Annotated in this window: 15 protein-coding genes; 7 read left to right on the top strand and 8 right to left on the bottom strand. The window is 37.0% G+C overall.

Features of this window, described 5'->3' with window-relative positions:
• Nucleotides 1–60: 60 nt before the first annotated feature.
• The gene (locus tag EG339_RS13500) at nt 61–2,997 is read right to left on the bottom strand and encodes a T9SS type A sorting domain-containing protein (protein WP_123870510.1); all 2,937 of its coding nucleotides are present in this window, start codon (nt 2,995–2,997) and stop codon (nt 61–63) included.
• Nucleotides 2,998–3,342: 345 nt separating this feature from the next.
• Nucleotides 3,343–8,010, bottom strand: a complete 4,668-nt coding sequence (gene dnaE / locus EG339_RS13495; protein WP_123870509.1) for a DNA polymerase III subunit alpha — start codon at nt 8,008–8,010, stop codon at nt 3,343–3,345.
• Nucleotides 8,011–8,278: 268 nt separating this feature from the next.
• Between dnaE and EG339_RS13490 the strand changes: the two genes are divergently transcribed.
• The 3 genes from EG339_RS13490 to EG339_RS13480 all read left to right on the top strand — a co-directional run bounded on the left by EG339_RS13490 (nt 8,279) and on the right by EG339_RS13480 (nt 14,123).
• Nucleotides 8,279–10,393 carry a S8 family peptidase gene (locus tag EG339_RS13490; protein WP_123870508.1) on the top strand — a complete coding sequence of 705 codons (2,115 nt, stop codon included), beginning with the start codon at nt 8,279–8,281 and terminating at the stop codon, nt 10,391–10,393.
• 421 nt (nt 10,394–10,814) lie between these two features.
• On the top strand, nt 10,815–12,887 hold the full coding sequence (locus EG339_RS13485; RefSeq protein WP_123870507.1) for an alpha-ketoacid dehydrogenase subunit alpha/beta: 2,073 nt from the start codon (nt 10,815–10,817) through the stop codon (nt 12,885–12,887).
• Nucleotides 12,888–13,091: 204 nt separating this feature from the next.
• Entirely contained in the window at nt 13,092–14,123 is a 1,032-nt protein-coding gene (locus EG339_RS13480) for a bestrophin family protein (protein ID WP_123870506.1), read from the top strand.
• A gap of 51 nt (nt 14,124–14,174) precedes the next feature.
• Here EG339_RS13480 and EG339_RS13475 read toward each other — a convergent pair whose 3' ends face one another.
• Nucleotides 14,175–14,633 (bottom strand): Lrp/AsnC family transcriptional regulator, encoded by a 459-nt coding sequence (locus EG339_RS13475; RefSeq protein WP_123870505.1) that lies wholly within the window; start codon nt 14,631–14,633, stop codon nt 14,175–14,177.
• 157 nt (nt 14,634–14,790) lie between these two features.
• Here EG339_RS13475 and EG339_RS13470 point away from each other — a divergent pair, with 157 nt between their 5' ends.
• Nucleotides 14,791–16,017, top strand: a complete 1,227-nt coding sequence (locus EG339_RS13470) for an aminotransferase class I/II-fold pyridoxal phosphate-dependent enzyme (protein ID WP_123870504.1) — start codon at nt 14,791–14,793, stop codon at nt 16,015–16,017.
• Nucleotides 16,018–16,318: 301 nt separating this feature from the next.
• On the opposite strand, the gene EG339_RS13465 is transcribed toward EG339_RS13470, so the two are convergent.
• The 3 genes from EG339_RS13465 to EG339_RS13455 all read right to left on the bottom strand — a co-directional run bounded on the left by EG339_RS13465 (nt 16,319) and on the right by EG339_RS13455 (nt 18,985).
• Nucleotides 16,319–17,323 carry a glycosyltransferase family 2 protein gene (locus tag EG339_RS13465; RefSeq protein WP_123870503.1) on the bottom strand — a complete coding sequence of 335 codons (1,005 nt, stop codon included), beginning with the start codon at nt 17,321–17,323 and terminating at the stop codon, nt 16,319–16,321.
• 79 nt (nt 17,324–17,402) lie between these two features.
• On the bottom strand, nt 17,403–17,804 hold the full coding sequence (locus EG339_RS13460; protein WP_123870502.1) for a branched-chain amino acid ABC transporter substrate-binding protein: 402 nt from the start codon (nt 17,802–17,804) through the stop codon (nt 17,403–17,405).
• A 14-nt stretch (nt 17,805–17,818) separates the two neighbouring features.
• Nucleotides 17,819–18,985, bottom strand: a complete 1,167-nt coding sequence (locus tag EG339_RS13455) for a THUMP domain-containing class I SAM-dependent RNA methyltransferase (protein WP_123870501.1) — start codon at nt 18,983–18,985, stop codon at nt 17,819–17,821.
• A gap of 137 nt (nt 18,986–19,122) precedes the next feature.
• Here EG339_RS13455 and EG339_RS13450 point away from each other — a divergent pair, with 137 nt between their 5' ends.
• Together EG339_RS13450 and EG339_RS13445 are read left to right on the top strand one after the other, a co-directional pair.
• The gene (locus tag EG339_RS13450) at nt 19,123–19,848 is read left to right on the top strand and encodes a class I SAM-dependent DNA methyltransferase (protein ID WP_123870500.1); all 726 of its coding nucleotides are present in this window, start codon (nt 19,123–19,125) and stop codon (nt 19,846–19,848) included.
• A gap of 2 nt (nt 19,849–19,850) precedes the next feature.
• Nucleotides 19,851–20,558, top strand: a complete 708-nt coding sequence (locus tag EG339_RS13445) for a ZIP family metal transporter (protein ID WP_123872678.1) — start codon at nt 19,851–19,853, stop codon at nt 20,556–20,558.
• Nucleotides 20,559–20,636: 78 nt separating this feature from the next.
• On the opposite strand, the gene EG339_RS13440 is transcribed toward EG339_RS13445, so the two are convergent.
• Nucleotides 20,637–22,040 (bottom strand): OmpP1/FadL family transporter, encoded by a 1,404-nt coding sequence (locus tag EG339_RS13440; RefSeq protein ID WP_123870499.1) that lies wholly within the window; start codon nt 22,038–22,040, stop codon nt 20,637–20,639.
• Nucleotides 22,041–22,072: 32 nt separating this feature from the next.
• The gene (locus EG339_RS13435) at nt 22,073–23,128 is read right to left on the bottom strand and encodes a prolyl-tRNA synthetase (protein WP_164465464.1); all 1,056 of its coding nucleotides are present in this window, start codon (nt 23,126–23,128) and stop codon (nt 22,073–22,075) included.
• A gap of 142 nt (nt 23,129–23,270) precedes the next feature.
• Here EG339_RS13435 and proS point away from each other — a divergent pair, with 142 nt between their 5' ends.
• On the top strand, nt 23,271–24,746 hold the full coding sequence (gene proS / locus EG339_RS13430; RefSeq protein WP_123870498.1) for a proline--tRNA ligase: 1,476 nt from the start codon (nt 23,271–23,273) through the stop codon (nt 24,744–24,746).
• The last annotated feature ends 24 nt before the right edge of the window (nt 24,747–24,770 follow it).

Genomic DNA, 24,770 nt, shown 5'->3' with positions numbered 1-24,770 from the left:
AAAATTAAAAAAAAGCAGTAACTATTAAGTCACTGCTTTAAATTATTATATTAATTGATTTTATTTCTTAATTGACTTAACCACTTGTCTTGATCCGTCCTTCATATGTAATACAATTAAATACATGCCTTGTTTCAGGTCTGCCAAATGAAGCTCAGAAGATGGCTTTCCAATAGTTTTTACCACTCTTCCCGCAAGATCTACAACAGAAACAGACTGTACTTTGGAAATTTCAGAAATGTTCAGGATATCAGTAAATGGATTAGGATACACTTTGATTTCTTTTATTTTCTCAGCAACTATTTCAGATGTAGATAATGTGCTGCTTGTAATACTCAGGTCAAAATTTCCTTCTGTTAGGTCTTCTGATGAAGAATAATATGCAACATTTACATAATATACAGCACCCGCAACAGAATTAAAGGTAAGTGTTTCAATACTACCAACACTTGAAAGTTCTGAATCTTTAGTTCCTACACAGGTAAGAGCACCACAGCTTCCAGTGTATACAGAAACTTTATGATCCCAACTTGTAGTATTCTTAGCAGCTACAGTAATCTCGCTACCGTTTCCGGTAAATTTAAACCACATTCCATCATTACTTCCAGAAGAACATGCTGTAATAAAACCGGTTCCATTGGTAGAACCTGCTCCATCAGTCTGCGAATAGGTATATGGAAAAGATGTTGCAACCAATGCTCCTGAACAGTTATCATTAGCTGGTGCCGGGTTTGAATTCACTGTAAGTGTCCTTTCAGTACAAGCTGTTGAGGTATCGGTATTTACTTTATAATAATATTTAGTTCCTAATGTTAATGGAGTTGCAACGGTATATGAAGTAACATTTCCAATATTAACATTATTCATAATATCAGATCCGCCAGCCGTTGTCCCAATAGTTAGGGTATAATAAGCAGCTGTCGGCATTGCATTCCATTTTATTGTAGGTGTTACCGACTGAAGTGTTGCAGCAGCTGCAGGATATGTTACAACCGGACATACTCCTTGAGTAGTAAAGTTATTTACAGTACAACTAGTTCCTGTAAGTGCTCCGCTATACGCTGTTACTGTATAATAATATTTCGTTGTAAATGCTAAAGGAGTAGAAACAGTATATGAAGTAACATTCCCCACATCAACATTATTTAAGATATCAGTTCCTCCTGAAGTAGTTCCCATGGATATTCTATATCCGGTAACTCCTGTAATTGCTCCCCATGTAATAGTAGGGGCTAGAGATACTCCAGTTGCGCCTGAACTCGGTGATGAAATTGAAGGACATAAAGTACTTGTTGTAAAATTTCTTTCTGTACAGGCTGTTCCTACTGTACTTCCCGAATAGGCAATCACTTTATAATAGTACTTAGTAGCAAATGACAAAGGTGTAGTTAATGTATAAGTTGTTACATTTCCTACATCCACATTATCCATAATATCATTTCCACCAGCAGTAGTACCCATAGTAATTCTATATCCGGTAACTCCGGTTATTGCTCCCCATGTAATGGTAGGCAATATTGAAACTCCGGTTGCTGATGAACTTGGCGCTGAAACAGACGGGCATAAAGCAGCTGTTGTAAAATTCCTTTCAGTACAGGTTGTTCCCTCTGTACTTCCTGAATAAGCTATTACCTTATAATAATATTTGGTATTAAATGCTAAAGGTGTTGTAAGTGTATAAGTAGCAACATTTCCAACATCCACATTATTCATAATATCACTTCCGCCAGCGGTAGTTCCCATAGTAATTCTATATCCTGTAGCTCCGGTTATTGCTGTCCAGCTGATAGTAGGAAGCACTGATACTCCAGTTGCTGATGAACTTGGAGCACTTACTGATGGACAAAGAAGTGCCGTAGTAAAATTCCTCTCCGTACAACCTGAACTTACAGAAGTAGGACTGTAAGAATTAACGGTATAATAATATTTTGTATTGAACAACAATTGTGTTGTAAGAGCATAACTCGTCACATTTCCTACATCTACATTGTTCAAGATATCTGTTCCGCCCGCGGTAGTCCCCATGGATATTCTATATCCTGTAGCACCAGAAATTGAAGACCAACTAATGGTAGGAAGAACCGAAACTCCAACTGCTGCTGAACTCGGTGCACTTACCGACGGGCAACCAATGTTCAGAGTAGTGAAAGAACTTTCCTCACATGTCGTATTATTTCCAATATTATTGGTTGGAGTTACTTTAGCATAGTAAGTTTTTGAATAATTAAGTGCACTTGCTGCCGGAACAGTATAACTGAGAGCACCTCCCACATTTACATTATTCATTATGTCTGTACCTCCAGGGGTTGTTCCTATACTCAACAGATATTCGGAAGCGGAAGATGCGGCATTCCATTTAAGCGTTGGAGTTCTGGATACAGCAGTTGCTCCTGTTGCAGGCACTGTTAATGTAGCACATCCGGGAAGTGTTGTTGCAGGCTGTAGCAGCTTAATTTCATCAAATCCTATATAAAAATCGGAAGGCGAGCTGTAGTTTGAAACAATCCTGAATTTAAAATCCGCCCCTACAGGAATAGCCCCTGCCGGAATAGTCCCGGAAAGAGTTGTACAAGGAATCGGAGAAGAATTTGGACTGTCAAGATTAACTGGAGCCACCAATGTATTCCAGTTAGCTCCACCATCTATAGAATATTCTGCCGTAAAGTTTCCTTTAATAGCTCCTGTTGTTGAAAAGCCTTTGGCCGCGTATTGGAATGAATAATTCAAAGCCAGGCCATTTGAAGTAGTAGAAGAGTAAATCAGGCTTTGAGAAGTTACACTGTTATAAAGGTTTCTGTAAACCATATTAGACCCTGCGCAGGCCGTCCCACCTGACCACATTGAAATTGTAGGTGACTGTGTGGCAGTTGAAGGCAATGCAGATGAGGTCCATCCCGCAGGCAAAGAAGTCATGCCCTCGAATCCTTCATTAACGATAATTTGCGCTGACGCTCCTATACTAAGAGCCGTCATACACATCAGTAGAATTCTTTTCATAAATTAGTAATAATAAAAGTTAGGGCGGTAAAAGTAAAAAATATTTAGATAAATATCATAAAATATTAAAAAACATTAATCAGTGAATTATTAAAACCGTGTTTTTTTAAGAAAAATTAAACAATAATTTAATTTTAGCAATTAATCATCAAATTAAAATATACATTTTAACACACTGATTTACAATTAATTAAATTTAAATAAATAAAACCCTACCTGTAAAAAAATTCAAACTTAACATAAAATAATATTTTTTCATTTAAATTAATTAATATCAATTATTTAGCTTCCCTAAACAAAAAAAGTGGCCAAAAAGCCACTTTTCAAATCCAAATATTCTATTTTTTAGTTCAGATAGAATTCATATTTATTCAGTAATTGTATTTCTTTGATAAAATCTCCGTTCAGATCTACAGAATGTTTCATAGACTGAACTTCAATATGAGAATCATCATCAATATTTTTGATAAAGAACTTCAGTTTCTGATTTCCTTTATTCCTATCTAATACATTCCTGAAAAAATCCAGATCCTCACGTCTCACATCCATCACGTCCATCACTAATGAAATACTCTTGGCAAATCTTTCAAATGCTTCCTGAAGCTCAATCACATCATTTACATTCACAAATACTCTTCCGTCTTTTACCTGGGCAAATTTGATTTTAAAGATAACAAACCTCTGCACTTCAAGCTTCTCCTTCAATCTCATGTAATCTCTGTCTCCCAATCTGAAAGAATAGGAACCGGAATAGTCTTCCAACGTCACAAAAGCTACTTTTTCACCGCTTCTGAAACCATCCTGAACCCTATATTCTGTGATGAGACCTGCTACGGTATATTCTTTTCCACCGCCTCCGTTCTCTCTCTCTTTCTGAAGGGTTTTCCAATCTTTCTTTTTTTCTTCAAACAGCTCATCCTGCTTATTGGCAAAAGCCTGTTCTTTGTAAGCATCCACCTCATCAAGGTTTAAGAATAAGAAGTTTCCTTTGGGTTCAGCTTTTTTGGTTGTTTCTTCAATAATTTCTTCGTCTCCAACAGATAATTCATCAGAAATAATCTCAGTAAGGTCAGTAGTTTCATCTACTGAATCCTGCTCCAGAACAGGAGCTTCATCAGTGGTCACCTTTACCTCCTCCTCTTTTTCCAGAACTGATTTCTTGGAAAGCCTTCCCTGCATAAACTGGAACTGATATTTAAACTCATCTAATGGATGTGCAGAAAGATAGAATCCAATGGTTTCCTTTTCCTTATTCAACTTATGCATATTGGGCCATTCGGGGCAAGGAGCTAGTTTTGGCTGCTCAATCTGAACCTCATCTGCAAAATCAGCAAACAGAGAATACTCCATTTCGTTTTTACTTTCCTGGAAGCTTTGTCCGTATCTAATCAATCGCTCAAGATTAGTTTTTCCAGCCATATCAATATCAAAATACTGACCTCTGTGGAAGGTATCAAGTTCATCAAAAGCACCCGCAACCACTAAACTTTCCGCAACTCTCTTATTCATCTGGGACGGTAGTATTCTCTCAAAAAAGTCATAGACATTTTTAAATCTTCCATTTTCCCTTTCTCTTGTAATGGCCTCACTTGGGCCTTCTCCGATTCCTTTGATTGCTCCTAAACCAAAACGGATCTGACCTTTTTCGTTTACGGAGAATTTATATTGAGATTCATTCACATCAGGTCCCAAAACATCCACTCCCATACTTTTACAATCCTCCATGAACATGGTAATTGAATCCGTATTGTTAATGTTATTACTCATCACACTTGCCATATATTCTGCCGGATAATTAGCTTTTAAATAAGCTGTCTGATAAGCAATAAAAGCATAACAGGTTGAGTGCGATTTATTGAAGGCATATTCTGCAAAGGCTTTCCAGTCATTCCAGATCTTCTCTAATCTTTCTTCATTAAGGTTATTTTTTCTGCCACCTTCAATGAATTTAGGATACATTTTGTTAAGAACATCAATCTGTTTCTTACCCATTGCTTTTCTCAGGGTATCAGCCTCACCTTTTGTAAAGTTGGCCAGTTTCTGGGAAAGAAGCATTACCTGCTCCTGGTAAACGGTAATCCCGTAAGTTTCCTTTAAATATTCTTCTGTTTCCGGTAAATCATAAACAATTTCTTCAATACCGTGCTTTCTGTTAATAAAGTTCGGGATATATTTAATAGGACCCGGACGGTACAGTGCGTTCATGGCAATAAGATCGGCAAAAACAGTAGGCTTAAGCTCTCTCATGTATTTTTGCATCCCGGGACTTTCATACTGGAAAATACCAACCGTTCTACCTTCTTTAAATAACTGATAGGTTTTAGCATCATCCAATGGGATCTGGTCCGGATCAATATCTACTCCATGCCTTGCCTTCACAAGTTTTAATGCATCTTTAATGATTGTCAGTGTCCTAAGCCCCAGGAAGTCCATTTTCAGAAGTCCGGCACTTTCTGCCACTGAGTTATCAAACTGGGATACCAGAATGTCAGCATCTTTGGCGGCAATGGTTACCGGAACAAGATTACTCACATCTTCCGGTGTAATGATAACACCACAGGCATGGATTCCGGTATTCCTGATACATCCTTCCATCTTTTTAGCACTTGCCAGTACTCCGTGGCGGGAATCATCAGGACTTTCCAGAACATACCTCATCTCATCAACAAGCATTTGTTCCTCCGGCTTTAATTTATCATATTTTGCTAATGCTTTTGCAATGTTCATCCCCGGTGTAGAAGGAATAAGCTTAGCAATATTGTTCGTATCAGGAATAGGAACATCCAGTACCCTTCCGGCATCTTTAATGGCAGATTTCCCTCCCAATACGGAATACGTGATAATCTGTGCCACCTGGCTCTGGCCATATTTTTCAATTACCCACTTGATAACCCGGTCTCTACCTTCATCATCAAAATCGATATCAATATCAGGCATCGAAACCCTCTCAGGATTCAGGAATCTCTCAAAAAGGAGATCATATTTTATAGGATCAACATTGGTAATTCCAATACAATAAGCCACAGCAGATCCTGCAGCAGATCCTCTTCCCGGACCTACCCAGACTCCCATATTACGGGCTTCATTACAAAAGTCCTGAACAATAAGGAAGTACCCCGGATATCCGGTATTGGCAATTACTTCCAACTCAAAATCCAGACGTTCCTTTATTTCATCTGTAATACCTGTCTCAACATATCTCCTTTTGGCTCCTTCGTAAGTAAGATGGGTAAGATAGGCCATTTCCCCTCTTTTCCCGCCATCTAATTCATCTTCAGGATGGATAAATTCTTCAGGAATATCAAACTTCGGAAGGAGAACATCTCTTTTTAAAGTATAAGGCTTAAACTTTGCAAAGAACTCTTCATATGCTTCAAAGGCATCAGGATAAGCAAGAAAAGCTTCCTTTAGCTCATCCGAGTTTTTTATATAATACTCCCCTGTAGCAAGTCCTCTCCTTTTTCCAAATCCTTTTCCGATAGGGGTTGTAAGCTTTTCTCCATCTTTAATACAGCTAACAATATCCTGGATATTGGCATCATCTTTATTAGTATAGAAAGTTTCGTTCTGAGCGAGAATTTTAACGTTATATTTATCTGCCAGATATAACAGAACTTCATTTAAGTGTTCCTCTTCAGGCAGTTTATGGTTTTGAAGCTGAACATAGAAATCATCCCCAAAAGTATCACTCCACCATTTGAAAAGCTCCTCCCCTTTTTGCTCACCGGTATTTAAGATCGCATCAGGAATATCTCCGTGAATCCCGGAAGTCAAAGCAATTATACCTTCTTTATATTCAGCGATCAATTCCCTGCTAATCCTTGGAACTCCAAAATAGAACCCCTTTAAGAAACCGATACTTGAAAGTTTTGCCAGGTTTTTATATCCGTTAAAGTTTTTTGCCAGAAGCACTACCTGAGTTCTCCTGTCCGGATCGTCTTTGGTAAACTGCTTCTGTTCATAGCGGTCGGAAATATAAAATTCACAACCAACAACAGGAATCAATGGTTCAGAAACCGGTTCTTCTTCATTAAATTCCGTTCCGTTTTGTTCTGCTTCCTCTCTTCTTGCTAAATATTCTTTATGCTTTTTAGCTCTGTCTGCATTGGCACCTTCCACTGCGGAAACAAATTTAAAAGCACCCATCATATTCCCAAGATCTACCATTCCAACAGCCGGGAAGTTCTCATCAGAAGCTTTTTTTATCAGATCATTAATACTTGAAGTAGCTGTAAGCGTTGAGAAAACACTATGATTATCAAAGTTGAAATATTTACCCAGATCAATTTCATCAATACTCCCGAAATCCTGCTGTTTCTTCTTATTATGAAAATCTGCAACCTGTCTTCTGATAACAATATTGAAGGGTTTTATCGGATCAGGATAAAGACTTTTGAAATAGGCTAATTGATCCTCTGAAATCTTTAATGTTTCAGCAGGAACAACACCAATTCTTACCATTTCGAAGAATGCTCTGGCTGTAGCATTTACGTCGGCAGCAGCATTATGGGCTTCATCAAACTTACTCCCGTAAAGCTTTTCATAAAGTTCTTCCAGTTTTGGAGGCTTAAAACGGCCTCCACGACCTCCGCCCAGCTGGCAGAAATCGGTCCCGAGAATCATTGTGTCTGCTCTGGGCTTCTCCTGAAGATTATCTTTTATATTTTTTCTATAAAATTCTGCACCTACAATGTTGTAATCAAATTCAACATTGTGTCCGGACACAACTCTTATCTTTTCAAGAACCTTAGAAAACTCTTCCAAAATCTCCTGCAGATCACGACCTTCTTCATTCGCAATTTTCGTAGTAATCCCGTGGATTCTGGCGGCATTAAAGGGGATATCATATCCTTCAGGCTTTATTATATAATCCTGATTTTCAATTAAATTACCATCATCATCATGCACCTGCCATGCAATCTGAACCATTCTTGGCCAGTTTTCTGAATCCGAAAGCGGAGCATTGAAGTTTTTTGGTAATCCTGTTGTTTCTGTGTCAAAAATTAAATACATATAATTTTCTAACTTTTTATAAAAAAGAGAATGTAAAGTTACTTCATTTTTTCCAATTTACTTCTTTAAGGTCCCAATATCCACATTATGATATTTTAAAATCTTAAAACAAACCCACATTAGCGAATCAAGTATATTTTATTGAAAACCCTATAAAACATTAATTAAAAGATGTAAAAAAATAATTTTTATTTATTCAAAATAGCAATCTATAAATATTTTGCCTTATATTTGGACCTGTTACAATTTTTAATATTTACTAATCATTATGAAGAAACATTTACTTTTGGTCAGCACTTTAGCTATTTCAATGCTAAGTGCGCAAAACAATGAAGGATTAAAAAGAGAGTTTGAGAGACAAAACAAAGAGAACAGCGCTAAGTTTGATTCTTATGTTGCCAAAAAGTATGGAAGCACTGCAAAATCTGCTGACATTCAGAAAAAAATCGAAGAAGAAAAAGCTAACCTTGCCGGATTTACTCCAAGTGGTAAACCTTATTTTTACAAAGACCACGATACAAGACAAATTTCTAATGCCAATGCTGATGCCCTTAATACTGCAGGAGGAGTCACTGGTTTAGCCGGTGCTTTTAAAGGTGAAGGAATAAAATTTACTGTTTTTGATGGTGGAAGAGTATACGCAGCTCACCCGGCTTTTGATAATGCAGCCAATAGAATAACCAATAAAGAAGCCGCAACTAACAATTACAGTGGACACTCCACCGGAGTTGCTGGATTTATCGGAAGTAGAAGTATTAATATTAGTGGTGGTGGCTTATCTGGCAACATTCAAGGTATAGCAATTAATTCTACTATTGATTCTTATAGATTTGCCAGCACTATTTTACCTGGAAATACAACGACAAGTTCAGTTTTCCAAAAAATAATCACAGCTGCACCAAAAATCTCAAACCACTCTTATGGAGCTAGCGTAGGATGGAATTATGATGAGGTTAATGGAGCGCCTGCATGGGTTTGGGGTGGTATTTTTGTAAGCCCTAATACAACACTGGATTTACAAGGCAGTTATTTAGGAGAAGATCAAAATTATGATAATATTGTTTATGCCAATCCTACCTATGTAATTGTAAAATCTGCAGGTAATTCTTATGGTGATGGTCCTGATTATCCAGGCACTTCAACTCTTCCAAAATATTATACTGATGATAATGATGTTCCAGTTCTATTCACAAGTACAGATACATTACCACAGACAAACTGTGCACAAGGTTTTGATTGTATAGGGCCAGGATCACTTGCTAAAAATATTATTGTAGTAGGAGCTACAGATGTAATCACTACTAATAATTTCAAATATAATGCAGCTTCAGACGTGGTACACTCCAGCTACAGTAGCGCAGGCCCAAGAGATGACGGAGGTATAAAACCAGACATCTCTACTACAGGAACAAATGTATTCCTTGCATCTACTGCAGAAGATACTATAGGAAGTACAACATACGATTATGGTAGTGGTACCTCGTATTCTGCCCCAGTTGTTACAGGAGTAATTGGACTATGGATGCAGATCTACAAACAATTGTTTAACAATGCAGACATGAATGCTGCTGCTGCTAAAACATTAATGATCCATTCTGCACTTGAAGCAGGAACCGTAGGTCCGGATCCACTTTTCGGATGGGGATATATTGATGCTAAAAAAGGAGCTGAACTTTTGGTAGGAAAATCTAACAACTCTGTTATCTTTAATAATGAAACCTTAAATAACGAAGCTACTAATACAAAAACTGTTAAAGCTTCGGGATCTACTCCTCTAAAAGTTACTATTTCATGGATTGATCCTGCATTTAATACAGCTGGGACAACATGGGCAACTGCTTATAACAACAGAAATTCAAGGCTAGTAAATGATCTAGATTTAAGAATAACAGATGTAGAAACAGGTACGGTTTATTTACCTTGGAAACTGAATGCTACAAGCCCAATGGTAGCTCAAAAAGGAGACAATACAGTAGACAATGTTGAACAGGTTATAGTAGACGCTCCAATTGCAGGTAAAAACTACAAGATTGAAGTTAAGCACAAAGGCACTTTAAAAAATAACACAGGTGCTACAGCTCCACAAAACTATTCAATCATCGTAACAGGATATACTGAAGTATTAGGAACTAAAGAAAGTGCAAAAGAGGCCTTAAACAGCCTTACTGTTGTCCCTTCAATTACTAAAGATGTTACAAATATCTTGAATGCACCTAAAAAATCAACATTCACGATTTATGATATGTCTGGTAAGAAGTTACAAAGCGGAAGTATCAACAGTGAAAAAGAAGCAATTAATTTATCTGCTCATCCAAAAGGAATTTATATCGTTGAAGTAAAAACCGAAAAAGATACAGTAGCTAAAAAAGTGATTAAGGAGTAATCTTAACACAATATAAGTTTATTGAGGATACTGACAAATAATGTTAGTATCCTTTTTATTTTTCCACAAAAATGATCTTCTTCGAGGTAATAATAAAGTATTAGGAGCCCAACACCCTAAAGCGGGAATTTTAAACAGCATAGCTATTACATTTTCCGTTACAAAAGACATAATAAACATCAAGAAAGCCCATAGAAAATCTACCTTTACAATTTATGATGTATTGAAAAAAACGTATAACAACACCATCGAAAGTAATTGATTTATCGACTTATACAAAAAGTTCACATCATTGAAGTAAAAACCGAAAAAGATATTATTTCTAAAAAAATCATTAAGGAATAATCAATGGATCCATATTTTTTTTGCAAAATACTAACAGTTGTTAGTATTTTATTTTTTTTATATATATTTGCTTCCTATGGAAAATACACTTCACGAAAAAGTTTCTCAGGATATTTTACTTAAAGCGTACAATCATATGATGCTTGCCAAAGCAATGGCTGACATTTATGAAGAAAACAGAAACATCTGTAAATATGTTCATAGTACATCAAGAGGCCACGAAGCCATCCAATTAGCAACCGCATACCAACTGAAAAAGGAAGACTGGGTTTCCCCTTATTATAGAGACGAAAGCATTCTTTTAGGTATCGGATTCGAACCTTACCAATTGATGCTTCAATTACTGGCTAAAGCTGATGACCCCTTTTCCGGAGGCAGATCCTATTACTCCCACCCTTCAAGCAGAGATGAAAATAAACCAAAGATCATTCACCAGAGCTCTGCTACGGGAATGCAGACTATTCCCACAACAGGTGTTGCCCAGGGAATAAAATATATTCAGGATTTTAATCTTCAGCAGTTTGAAAACGATCCTGTAGTAATTTGTAGCCTTGGTGATAACTCTGTAACAGAAGGTGAAGTAAGTGAGGCATTACAATTCGCTGCGTTACACCAGCTTCCTATTATTTTTCTTGTTCAGGATAATGAATGGGGAATTTCTGTAACTAAAGAAGAGGCAAGAACCTGCGATGCTTACGATTTTGTAGCAGGATTTACAGGATTAAGCAGAATGAGAGTTGACGGAACTGATTTCGTGGAAAGTTTCGAAGCTATGAAAAAAGCTGTAGATTTTGTAAGAACAGAGAGAAAACCTTTGGTTGTTTGTGCAAAAACAGTATTGATTGGGCATCACACTTCAGGAGTAAGAAGAGAATTCTATAGAGATGAAGAAGATTTAACAAAACATAGAGCCAAAGATCCGGGAGAAATCCTTAGAAAGCATTTACTTGAAACAGGTGCAGACGAAGATCTTTTAAAGCAAATCACAAAAAAAGCCCGTCTTGAAGCCGAAGAAGCTTTTGAAAAAGCTAAAAATGCCGAAGATCCAAAGCCCGAGACTGTAATGCAGCATGTATTTGCTCCTACTCCGATTACAGAAGAAACAGGAACCCGTGAACCTGCCAACGGAGAAAAGATCGTAATGGTAGACGCAGCTATCCACGCTATTCAGGAATTAATGTGGAAGCATCCTGAAGCTCTTCTTTATGGCCAGGACGTAGGAGAAAGAATCGGCGGTGTTTTCCGTGAAACAGTAACCCTTGGAAAAAAATTCGGAAGCAAAAGAGTGTTCAACACGGCAATTCAGGAAGCATATATTATCGGTTCTACAACAGGAATGAGTGCTGTAGGGCTGAAACCAATTGTTGAGGTTCAGTTTGCGGATTATATCTATCCTGGAATTAACCAATTAATTACAGAAATATCAAAATCCAGCTATTTAAGTGGCGGAAAATTCCCCGTGAGCAATATTATCCGTGTCCCTATCGGAGCTTATGGCGGCGGCGGACCTTACCACAGTGGAAGCGTTGAAAGTATTCTTGCTAACATTAAAGGTATTAAAATAGCATATCCAAGCAACGCGGCAGATTTTAAAGGATTATTAAAAGCAGCTTATTACGACCCGAACCCAGTGGTAATGTTAGAGCATAAAGGATTATACTGGAGTAAAGTTCCGGGAACTGAAGATGCTAAAACCATTGAGCCTGCTGAGGATTATATTTTACCGTTCGGAAAAGGAAAAATTATCATAGAAGCAGATAAGAATGAAACGGAAAAAGGTAGAACATTATTGGTTGTAACCTACGGAATGGGGATTTATTGGGCCAAAGAAGCCGCTAAAAACTTTAATGGAAAAGTTGAAGTGATAGACTTAAGAACTTTAATTCCACTGGATGAAGAGCTTGTATTTGAAAGAGTAAAAGCCCACGGAAAATGCATCGTTCTTACGGAAGAGCAGCTTAACAACTCTTTTGCAGAAGCATTCGCACACAGAATCTCTAAAAACTGCTTTAAATATTTAGATGCTCCGGTGGAAACCATGGGAGCATTGGATGTACCTGCAGTTCCTATTAATCTGGTTTTAGAAAAGGAAATGCTTCCCAACGCAGAGAAACTTTCCAGAAAGATCGAAGAAATGCTGCAATATTAAATTAGTATAAAATGAAACCTCTAAAATTATTTAGAGGTTTTTTTATGTATTTTTTTCATTACTTTTATTTAGGATTACAAACTCAATCCGAGAACATTATCCTAAGCAAAAACTGAAAATTAAATTAATAACAGACATTCCCTCCTAAACTTTTAAAAAGTTTGGTATTTATTTTGTCTGTACACGCAAAACACATTCATCTTTATGATCACAACCAAATACGTCAATTATAAACAGGTTCTCAATCTATCCGGTATACATCTTATCTTAATCTCTATCTGGTGTACCCTGATTGCTATCCTGTTCTATTTTTTCAACTGGCATTGGATGACTATTCCATGGGTTCCGGTAGCGCTTATTGGTACTGCAGAAGCCTTTTTGGTAGGTTTCAAAAACAACCAGGCTTATGACCGACTTTGGGAAGCCCGGAAAATATGGGGTGGAATTGTGAACTCCAGCCGTTCATTTGCATCCATGATACAAGCCTTCGATACCAAAAACGAAGCAATAGGCGTTTTTGATCTTGAAGACCGTAAAAAAAAGATTATCAACCGTCATATTGCCTGGTTGTACACTTTCCGTGAGCAGCTTTTAATTCCTACAGAATGGGAACATATCAGCAGTGAAAATAATAAATTCGGGAATATCAATCTCAGAAGAAACAGATTGATTAAAGCAGGCTTTCCGGATTATGGAAGAGCTCCTATTTTCTTACATAAATATCTTTCGGAAGAAGAATATGAACTGAAAAATGAATATAAAAACTTTGCTACCTATCTGATTTCACAACAGGCTAAAGATATAAATGATTTAAAAAATATGAATGCCATCACAGATTTTAATCAGACACAGCTACAAGCTTCTCTGAATGAATTCTACGGTTTTCAGGGACAGGCAGAAAGAATAAAAAAATTCCCATCTCCAAGACAGTTCGCCAGTACAGCATTTGTCTTTAATATCCTTTTCATCACCCTACTCCCTCTTGGATTAGTAAATGAATTTGCAAAATTAGGAGATTGGGGAATCTGGACATCCATTCCTTTCTGTATTATTATCGGGTGGATTTATATTATTATGGAACTGGTGGGAGATTACTCTGAAAACCCTTTTGCAGGATTAATGTTTGATGTTCCTATGCTCTCTATCTGCAGAACTATAGAAATTGATCTTCTTCAAATGATGGGAGAAACAGAATTACCGGACCCGATCGCTTCTAAAAACGGAGTTCTGGTCTAATGTTGGCAAAGAGCAATCAGTAATGAATAACAGTAAAATTCATCAATATCATTAAAGAGCAATTGCTGTTGTATTTTTAACTTCAGAAATCATAAATGAGCTGTGCGTGCTTGCGATGTGCTGAAGCGTCGTAAGCTTTGTCAGCATAAAATTCCGATAGTCCTCAATATCCTTTACTCCTATTTTAAGGATATAATCGTAATCTCCGCTAACATGGAAACATTCTGTTACTTCCTGAAGATTCATTACCTCTTTTTCAAACTGCAAGACAAATTCTTTCTTATGCTGTGTTAATTTCACATGGCACAGAACAATAAACTCACGTTTCACCTTTTTCCTGTCTAATAACGCTACATATTTGGAAATTACACCGGCATTTTCCAGCTTTTTAATCCGCTCATAAACAGCTGTAACCGAAAGCCCAAGCTTTCCGGATAGTTCTTTGGTGGTTTGTTTACAGTCTTCCTGCAAAAAAAAGAGCAGTTTTTTATCAATATCATCAAGTTCCATAGATAATTTTTTGGTAAAAATTTAATATTTACGAATATAGCAATTATATTTTCTATATAATAAATATTTTACAGTTTTATATTCTATAAATTCAAATTTATATTGTAATAATTAAGAAAATAGTGCAAATTAGGCTGGTAAAATAAAAACAAAGCTTATGGAAAACTTTAACGCAGCCAACGAGATTCAGGATCTCCAGTATTTCGGTGAATTCGGAGGTGTAAACCCTTCTATTTCTGACAGCTCTACCTATACTTTTCTTTCTGCAAAGACTATGTTCGATACCTTTGAAGGAAATGCAGAAGGATGCTACCTGTACTCCAGGCATTCTTCACCTATGAATCTTTATCTGGCACAGGCTCTGGCAAAAATGGAAAATACAGAGTCGGCGAACGTTACAGCATCCGGAATGGGAGCTATTACTTCGGTTTTGATGCAGATATGCAAAAGCGGAGATCATATTATTTCCAGCAGAACTATTTATGGTGGTACCTACGCCTTCCTCAAAAACTTTTTACCTCAATTTAATGTAGCAACTACTTTTGTAGATATTAATAATTTTGAAGCTATTGAAAATGCAATCACACCCAATACAAAACTAATTTACTGTGAAAGTGTAAGCAACCCTTTATTGGAAGTAGCAGACCTTAGAAAGCTTTCTGAAATCTGTAAAAAGAACAATTTAAAACTGATTGTAGACAATACATTTTCACCACTTTCCATTTCCCCACAATTATTTGGAGCAGATGTGGTGATTCATAGCTTAACGAAATTCATCAACGGAAGCAGTGATACCGTGGGCGGTGTATATTGCAGCACCCAGGCATTTATTGATGATACTAAAAATGTAAACTCAGGAGCATGTATGCTGCTAGGACCTACTATGGACAGCTTAAGGGCTTCAAGCATTTTGAAAAATCTGAGAACCCTGCATATCAGAATTAAACAACATAGCCATAATGCAATGTATCTTGCTGAGAGATTTGAACAAGATGGCTTAAAAGTATCTTACCCAGGCTTACCATCACATAAAAATCATGAACTGATGAAGAGCATGATTGATAAAGAATACGGATTTGGTGGGTTATTAACACTGGATGCCGGAAGTACAGAAAAAGCCAATGAGCTAATGGAAATGATGCAGACCGAAAATCTCGGCTATCTGGCTGTGAGCTTAGGTTTCTATAAAACACTGTTCTCCTGCTCAGGAAAATCCACTTCATCCGAGATCCCTGAAGAAGAACGTGCTTCTATCGGTATTTCCGATGGATTAATCAGATTTTCCATTGGTTTGGATCATGATATCAAAAGAACTTACCATAAAATGAAAGAATGCATGCTGAAAGTAGGGGTTCTTAACCATGAAAACATTTCTATATCCTAAATTCTATTGTACAAAGAATGCTGTTTCACTTGAAACAGCATTCTTTATTTTTATTTAAAATTTTCACTACCAGTTTTGCAAAACCAGATACTTTAGCTTTTGGCTAAAACCAATGGAATTTATATCTATTTCCAAACCGGCTAAAGCCCATTTTTATTGAACATTCTTCCAATCAGTTTAATTGGTGTCATCTGCTAAATCAGCGGGAAAATCTAACCATCATCAATTTTACCGGAGACAAAAGTCTTGGTGACTTAGCGCTTCCAACAAAAATTGATAGATACTCAGAACAGGCGGATAGTTATTTCTTATAATAATGATGTGGAAATGCATCCTCAGGCTTCATTCTGAAAATATTCAGCAAAATCCAGGATTTAAGAAATCCATATCCGTAAGAAAACATCTGAATATAGGTTGAAATCACTGCCATCCCTGCAATACTGATGTTTTTAGTCAATAGTAAGGCATGGAAAAACACCAGAAATGTATATAAACCGTAAAAAGACAGAATAAATCCTTTTCCAAGCATAAAATACTCAATAAACCCCATCACATATCCTAACAAAAATAAAGTAGGGAATGCAAAGGATATTTTTACATAATTAGGATGCCTCTGGTTAAGAATAGGCCTTGCACAGCCAAACTGATATACCTGCTTAGAGAATTTACCAAAATCTACTCTACGCTTATGATACACTGCAATATCATCAAAAAAGGCAGTTGTAAATCCATTTTCCCAAAGCGTCATCGACAAATCCGGGTCTTCTCCAATTCTCATTTCAGAAAAGCCTCCCACTTTTTCAAAGACTGCTTTTTTTACCCCCATATTAAAACTTCTGGGCTGAAATTTTGAAACCGCTTTTTTACTTCCTCTGATTCCTCCCGTAGTAAAAACAGAAGTCATGGAATAAGAAATCGCTTTCTGCATCAGATTAAAGCCTTTGTGTGCCTTGTCAGCACCTCCAAACGCATCACAGGGAATTGTCAGAATATCTTTTTTAATATGTTCAATATAATCCTTTTCAACTATCACATCACTGTCTGCAAATACCAGCCAATCATTAGCAGCTCTGTGCGCTCCATAATTTCTCGTCAATCCTGGTCCTGAATTATCTTTTCTGAAATATTTAATATCCAGGATCTCTTCAAAATTCCTTATCGTAGGCTTAAGATCAATGATTGAACCATCATCCACAATAATAATTTCAAACTCTTTATCGGTTTGTTGGGTGAAAGAAGTCAGCAACTCGAAAAGTTCGTCCTTTCGGTTGTAAATAGCGACAATAATGGAAATACTAGGATTCAAATTGAAAATTTTTCAAAATTACTTATTCACGGAGGAATCTACAAACAGTTTAACAGCTTAGAATTAATTTTTAACTCTATTAAATAAATATTCCCAACTTATAATAGATGCACATTACCAGAGCCACAAAAAATGCAATCACAGAACAGCTGAAAAGAAGCAGTTTGAAAATGCTTTTGAAATAGTAAAGCTCCATAAGATTCAGAAGAAAAAACAGTAAAGCTGAAATGGCTGTTCCTATTAATGAAGCAACAATTAAAGCCGTTGTTTGATCTCCTACTGGCAGAGGTTTATGAAAAACGACAAAAAAGAGAACTACAGACGCAAGAATAAATCCTGCGCTGACTTTCTCTGTAAAATATTTATTTTCTTTCTTACTTTTCTTACTGCTTCCGGATACTCTCATTGAGCTACTGCCACTGCTCACATTAGAGATTATATCCACTGCTGCTCCCAAAACCTCTAAAACATTAAAAGACATAAATAAAACTGTAATTAAGATTTATCCTCTAATTTATGGACCCTCTTTGTACCTTCATACATCTCATACTGCAGGAACCTTGTCTCCAGCTTTCCATTGAAAAGCTTGATCTTTCTCGAAGGGCGTAAACCTATCTTTTTCACCGCTTCAAGGTCAGATGAAATTAACCAAGCAAGGGTGTTTGGATAATTTGTTTTAAATGTATCCCCTATCTTTTTGTAGAAATCATCATCGTTGATGGAAATTCTCTCATCATATGGCGGATTGAATACCATCAATAATGGGAAAAGATCCTTTTTAGAATCAAAGAAATTCTGTTTTCTGATCTCAATTACATCTTCCATTTCAGCAGCTTCTACATTCATTCTGGCAGCGTTCAGCATTCTTGCATCAATATCATACCCTACAATTTTACCATCAAACTGTCTCACTCTGTTGATTCTGAATTCTTTAATTTTAGAGAACAAATCAGCATCATAATTTTTCCAGTTCTGGAAGCCGAATCTTTTTCTGAAAATCTGGGCAGGAAGATCCATTGCAATCATTGCTGCTTCAATCAATAGTGTTCCGGAACCGCACATTGGATCAAGGAAATTTCCCTTTCCGTCCCAGCCTGCCAATTGCAGCATTCCACTTGCCAGAACCTCATTAATCGGAGCCTCGCCCTGTTCTCTCCGGTAACCTCTTTTAAATAAAGGATCACCGGAAGAGTCCAAAGAGATCATCACCAATTCCCTGTCAATATGAAGATGGAATTTCATATCCGGATTTCGGGTCTCTACATTAGGACGTCTTTTATATTTTTCCTGAAAATAGTCTACAATGGCATCCTTCATTTTTAAAGTTACAAACTGAGAATGCTTGAAGGTTTCAGAATTTACAGTGGCATCAATGGAAAAAGACTGATCTACATCCATAAACTCATCCCATTCAAATTTAAACAGCCTGTCGTAAAACTGATGCTGGTTGAAAGCCTTGAACTGGTGAATAGGAACCAGGATTTTTAATGCTGTTCTTGCAGAATAATTGATCTTATAAAGAAAACCAAGATCTCCTTCGCAGTTAACCGCTCTGTTTTTCACTTCAACCTTTCTTCCGCCTAATTTCTTGATTTCTTCCGCCAGAATCTGCTCTAATCCGAAGAATGTTTTGATCTGTATTTGTAGATTTTCTATGTCCATAATTTTGAATTAAAAGTTTTAAAGCATTAATAGTTAAAAGATTAACTATCCAATTTATCAATCAATTGAATTTTTCAATCTTTCCATGTTGTAAAATACTTTGCTTTTAAGACCACAAATTTAGTTATTTTTGCATTATGGAATGGTTTGAATCTTGGTTTGATACCCCTTATTATCATTTGCTTTATAGCAACAGAGACTATACTGAAGCAGAAAACTTCATTACAAAACTTACTGCGGATCTACAGCTTCCGCCTCAATCCAGGATTATTGATCTTGCCTGTGGAAAAGGAAGACACTCTGTTTTCCTGAACAAATTGGGATATGATGTTTTAGGTCTGGACCTTTCAAGACAGAGTATTGAATCTGATAAACAGTATGAAAATCAAACCCTGATTTTCCAGGTTCACGATATGCGAAACCCCATTGATGCAGATCCTATGGATGCTGTTTTCAATCTGTTTACCAGTTTTGGTTATTTTGACAATGAAAATGATGATAAAAAAGTATTCCAGTCTGTATACAATGTTTTAAAGCCGGGCGGATATTTTGTTCTGGATTATCTGAACGAAGAATATGTGAGAAATACATTGGTTCCTGAGACTGTGATTACCCGCGGGGATATTGATTTTAAGATCCTTAAAAAAATCGAAGGCAGACATGTTATTAAAGATATCCGTTTTGAAACAGAAGGACAATCTTTTCATTTCTTTGAAAAAGTAAAACTTCACACATTGGAAGCCATTCATGCCTATGCTTCAGAATGTGGTTTTGAAAGAATAAAAATCTGGGGAGATTATCAGCTGAATGAATTTAATAAAGAAAGTTCCCCGCGTTGTATCAATTTATTTAAGAAAAAATAATGATAACAGTACTTTTGCTGATTTTTAGTGTAATAGCCGGAGTTTTTCTGGGAAAGCACTTTGGTAAAAAGGAAAGACTGGCTAAAAATCTGTTGATATTAAGTGCAGGTTTCCTGATTACGATCTGCCTGAACGAAGTTTTCCCTGAGGTGTATACTTCTTCTGCAGGCAGCAGTCTGGGAATATTCGTTATTGCAGGAGTTCTTCTGCAAATGATCCTGGAAGCACTTACCAAAGGTTTTGAGCACGGCCATTTCCATCATCACAGTGAGCATAATATCCTGCCTGTAGCTTTAATGGTAGGACTTTTCATTCATGCTTTTATTGAAGGTATTCCGCTGGCCAATGAAGAGCATGAATTATCTCCTTATCTTTTAGGGATTGTCTTTCATAATCTTCCGATTTCATTCATCCTGGGAGCATTTTTGTTCAACAGAAAAGGAGAATCAAAGAGTTCATCATCATATCCTTCTCTGCTGATTGTAGCTCTTTTTGCACTGGCCTCTCCTATGGGAATGCTATTAGGGAATTATTTTAACCCGAATCTTCAGCCGTATTTTCTGGCTATTGTAGGAGGGATTTTCCTTCATATTTCATCGGTAATTATTTTTGAAAGCAATAAAAACCATAATATTGACTGGGTTAAAATAGGACTCGTTGTATTAGGGGTTTCACTTGCTCTTATCATGCATCTTTTCCACCATCACTAAAGCCTTATTTTAAACATAAAAAAGCTCTGAATTTTAAAATTCAGAGCTTTTTATTTTATTTCATTACCTAATTGGAATTTAGAATTTCCAGCCAACGGTAAGGAAGAAATTATTTCTGCTGTTTTTAACCTCACTTACTGCATATGCATCATTTTCATAGATAGATTTTGAATCCAGTGAATAATAAGCGCTGTCATAATCGTTTCCAATAACAGCTCTCATAAAAGGATTGCTATACTTTGACGTTACATTTTGATAGGATGCATCAATATAGAACGATTTGAAATCATATCCAATACCGAATGAAAGCAAATTTCTGTCGCTCAGCATAAGATTACTGTAAGACTGGTCACCTACATTACCTGCATTATCAAATCTGCTAATGGTAAGCGCATCAATCGGATTGGATAAATAAGAATATCCTCCTCTTAATCTTAACTGCTGCACTCTATATTCTGCTCCTACTCTTACTTCTGACATATTTTTATAGTTGTCTTTAAAGAAAGAATTCAGGTCTCTTTCAATATTACCATATACTTTATAATCAGGCTTTGTAAAACCTAATGTATAGTCTACGTTCAATGAAAAGTTTTTACTGGCAACAAATGCTGCACTTACCGTTGCTTTAAAAGGAGAAGTCAGTTTTCTGCTTTCAGTACCTACCCCATTTCCATAGGTTGGATTATTATAGAAGCTAAAATCACGGTCTATATTCCAGAATGTTGGTGTTTCAAGAGATGCTCCTAACCTGAAATTAGGACTTAATTTTCCAATTACCCCAACTGAAGCAGAGAATCCCGAAGATCTTTCTGAATAAGGAGTATCCTGCCTGTCAAAAACATCAACAAAATTATTCTTATTCATTTGAAATCCTAATCTGTCATATTGATCTACAGAAGCATTAAAAAAGTTCAGTCCGGCTCCTACATAGAAATTATGATTGTAGTTGGCTCCAACACCAAAACTCATCTTTGATAAATTCCCATACCTTGAATAGGCGTGCGCAGCTAATGTAGCAGCTCCATCAGGTAAAGTTGCTGTTATATTAGCATTTCCTGGGGTCTGTATAACATTGTCAAGTGTTTGGTTTGAAAAGTTAACCCCAATATTAATAAATTTCCAGGCAGACTGAGTCATTAGCGGAAAAGCAATTACCCCGCCTGCATTTCCTAAATCTCCTTTCGTTTTGTTATAATCTATTGTCTGGCCTCCAAAAGAAGTCTTGTTCTTATTATCCATAACAGATAAAGTGGCAGAAACCTCTCCTGAAATAGCAACTCCTAAACCTGCCGGGTTAGTAAGCAAAGAGTTCGCATCACCTCCCAATGCTCCATTAGCACCCGCCATTGCATTAAACTTGGCAGATCCCACCATAGGAGTACTTGAATAAACATCTACAGTATTTCTTATTAATGAAACATCCTGAGCCTGCGCATAAAATGCAGCGGCAATACCCATTAATACTAAAGATTTTTTTAACATTATTTTTTTAATAGTTTTTATGAAGTTGAATATTATCTGAAGCCACCGGATCTGAATCCACCACCACCGGATGAACCACCTCTAAAGCTGCCGCCGCCAGATGAACCACCGGATCTGAAACCACCACCGGAATTATTAAATCCGCCGCTATTTCTAAATCCACCGGAATCACCGGATCTGAAACCTCCGTTATTGTATCTTGGCTGTGATTGAGGCATGGAATTACGGAAACCGCCTGAATCTGAATTTCTAAATCCTCCGTTTGAGTTTCTGAAGCCACCAGAATTTCCGTTTCTGAATCCTCCATTTGAATTTCCGTTTCTGAAGCCACCGGAATTCTGATCTCGGAAACCACCATTAGAGCTGTTTCTAAATCCATTGTTATTTCTGGCAGTATTTGTTCTGTATACGGCATTTCCTAAACCGGAACCACTATTACCGCTTCTCATATAAACTCTGTTGTATCCACCCCAGTAGCCTCCGTAGCCCCAGTAAGGATTACCATAATAACCACCCCAGAACGGATCATAGTATCCACCCCAGTAAGGAGAATATCCATAACCCCAGTACGGGCTTCCCCAGCCCCAGCCTATAGAGCCACCCCAGCCCCAGCCGAAGGATCCGCCCCAACCCCAGGATAGGCCGGCACCCCAGCCCCAGCCACGGTTCCAGCCCCAATATGGATTATAACCTCCATACCAAGGATATCCCCAGCCCCAGGAATTATCGTAGTAATTGGTTTGAGAACCTGCATACATTCCCCAGTCTGAGTCTGTTGCATTGGAATTCCATCCTGTTCCGCTCCACTCGTTATATTTATTTTGCTGTTCTCGGGAATTCGCCTGTGCATTCTGAATCACGTTGGAATCCTGATAGTAGTCGTAGTATTCTCCTACTCTGTTTCCGCCACCATTAATGATAACTCCTTCGGGCAGCGTATCCTTATTGGGGTCATAATATACCCCATCTGTCTCGCTATACCCTCCCATCTGAGCACCACAAGACATAAGCAATAATCCACCTGATACCGCCAATATCCCTTTGGATTTTAGCAGACCAAGCAAATTTTTATGTATATTTCTTTTCATGATAACGTAAAAATTTTTAATTTAAATTATATTTGCAATCTGTACCAAAAATGTACCAATACTGATTAAAAAATCTATCAAAAATAGATTTTTATTTTTAGATAACAATAATGTGCAAAAGTTAAAAAAATTTTAAAAGATAATGGCAAAATTAACCTCAAGAAGCGAAGATTACAGCAAATGGTATAACGAGCTGGTTGTAAAAGCTGATTTAGCTGAAAACTCAGGAGTGCGTGGATGTATGGTAATCAAACCATATGGCTATGCAATCTGGGAAAAAATGCGTGATGAAATGGATAAAAAATTCAAAGAAACAGGTCACGTTAACGCATATTTCCCGCTTTTTGTGCCCAAGAGCTTATTTGAGGCTGAAGAAAAAAATGCAGAAGGTTTTGCAAAAGAATGTGCCGTAGTTACCCACTACCGATTAAAAACAGATCCTGATAATCCTTCTAAACTGATTGTAGATCCGGATGCAAAGCTGGAAGAAGAACTTATTGTTCGTCCTACTTCTGAAGCAATTATCTGGAATACTTATAAAAACTGGATCCAGTCTTACAGAGATCTTCCTATCCTTATCAACCAATGGGCAAATGTTGTACGTTGGGAGATGAGAACCCGTCTGTTCCTTAGAACGGCAGAGTTCTTGTGGCAGGAAGGGCACACTGCCCATGCTACAAGAGAAGAAGCTGTAGAAGAGGCTGAAAAAATGAATAAAGTGTACGCAGATTTTGCAGAAAACTTCATGGCTATTCCTGTAATTCAGGGACTGAAAACGCCTTCTGAAAGATTTGCAGGGGCAGATGAAACTTATTGTATTGAAGCATTAATGCAGGATGGAAAAGCCCTTCAGGCAGGAACATCTCACTTCCTAGGTCAGAACTTTGCAAAAGCATTTGATGTAAAATTTACCAACAAAGAAGGAAAAATTGAACATGCCTGGGCTACATCATGGGGAACCTCTACCCGTTTGATGGGAGCTTTAATTATGACCCATTCTGATGACTTCGGATTGGTATTGCCTCCAACCCTGGCTCCAATTCAGGTTGTGATTGTTCCAATCTTTAAAGGAGAAGAACAATTGGCACAGATTAGTGAAGTGGCTTTAGATATTCAGGCTAAATTAAGAGCTAAGGGTATTTCTGTGAAATTTGATAACGATACCCAGAACAAACCGGGATGGAAATTTGCAGAATATGAATTAAAAGGTGTTCCGGTAAGAATTGCCATGGGACCAAGAGATCTCGAAAACAATTCTGTGGAAATTGCAAGAAGAGATAATCTTACTAAAGAAGTTCGTTCTATTGAAGGTTTAGATACTTATATTGAGGAGTTATTGAAAACAATTCAGCAGGATATCTATAACAAAGCATTTGAATTCAGAAAGAATAACATCACCAAAGTTGATACTTACGAAGAATTCAAGACTGTTCTTGAAGAAAAAGGAGGATTTATCTATGCACACTGGGATGGTACTGCTGAAGAAGAAGAGCAGATTAAAGACGAAACTAAGGCTACCATCAGATGTATTCCTTTAGATGATGATATTGAAGAAGGGGTTTCTTTAATTTCCGGAAAACCTTCTAAGAGACGTGTATTATTCGCAAAAGCGTATTAATAATTTTAACGATTTCAGGAAATT

The sequence above is a fragment of the Chryseobacterium bernardetii genome, from assembly GCF_003815975.1.
GTDB classification, from domain to species: Bacteria; Bacteroidota; Bacteroidia; order Flavobacteriales; family Weeksellaceae; genus Chryseobacterium; species Chryseobacterium bernardetii.
Note: the sequence above shows the minus strand (reverse complement) of the source record. Positions and strands in the feature narration are given on the sequence as shown.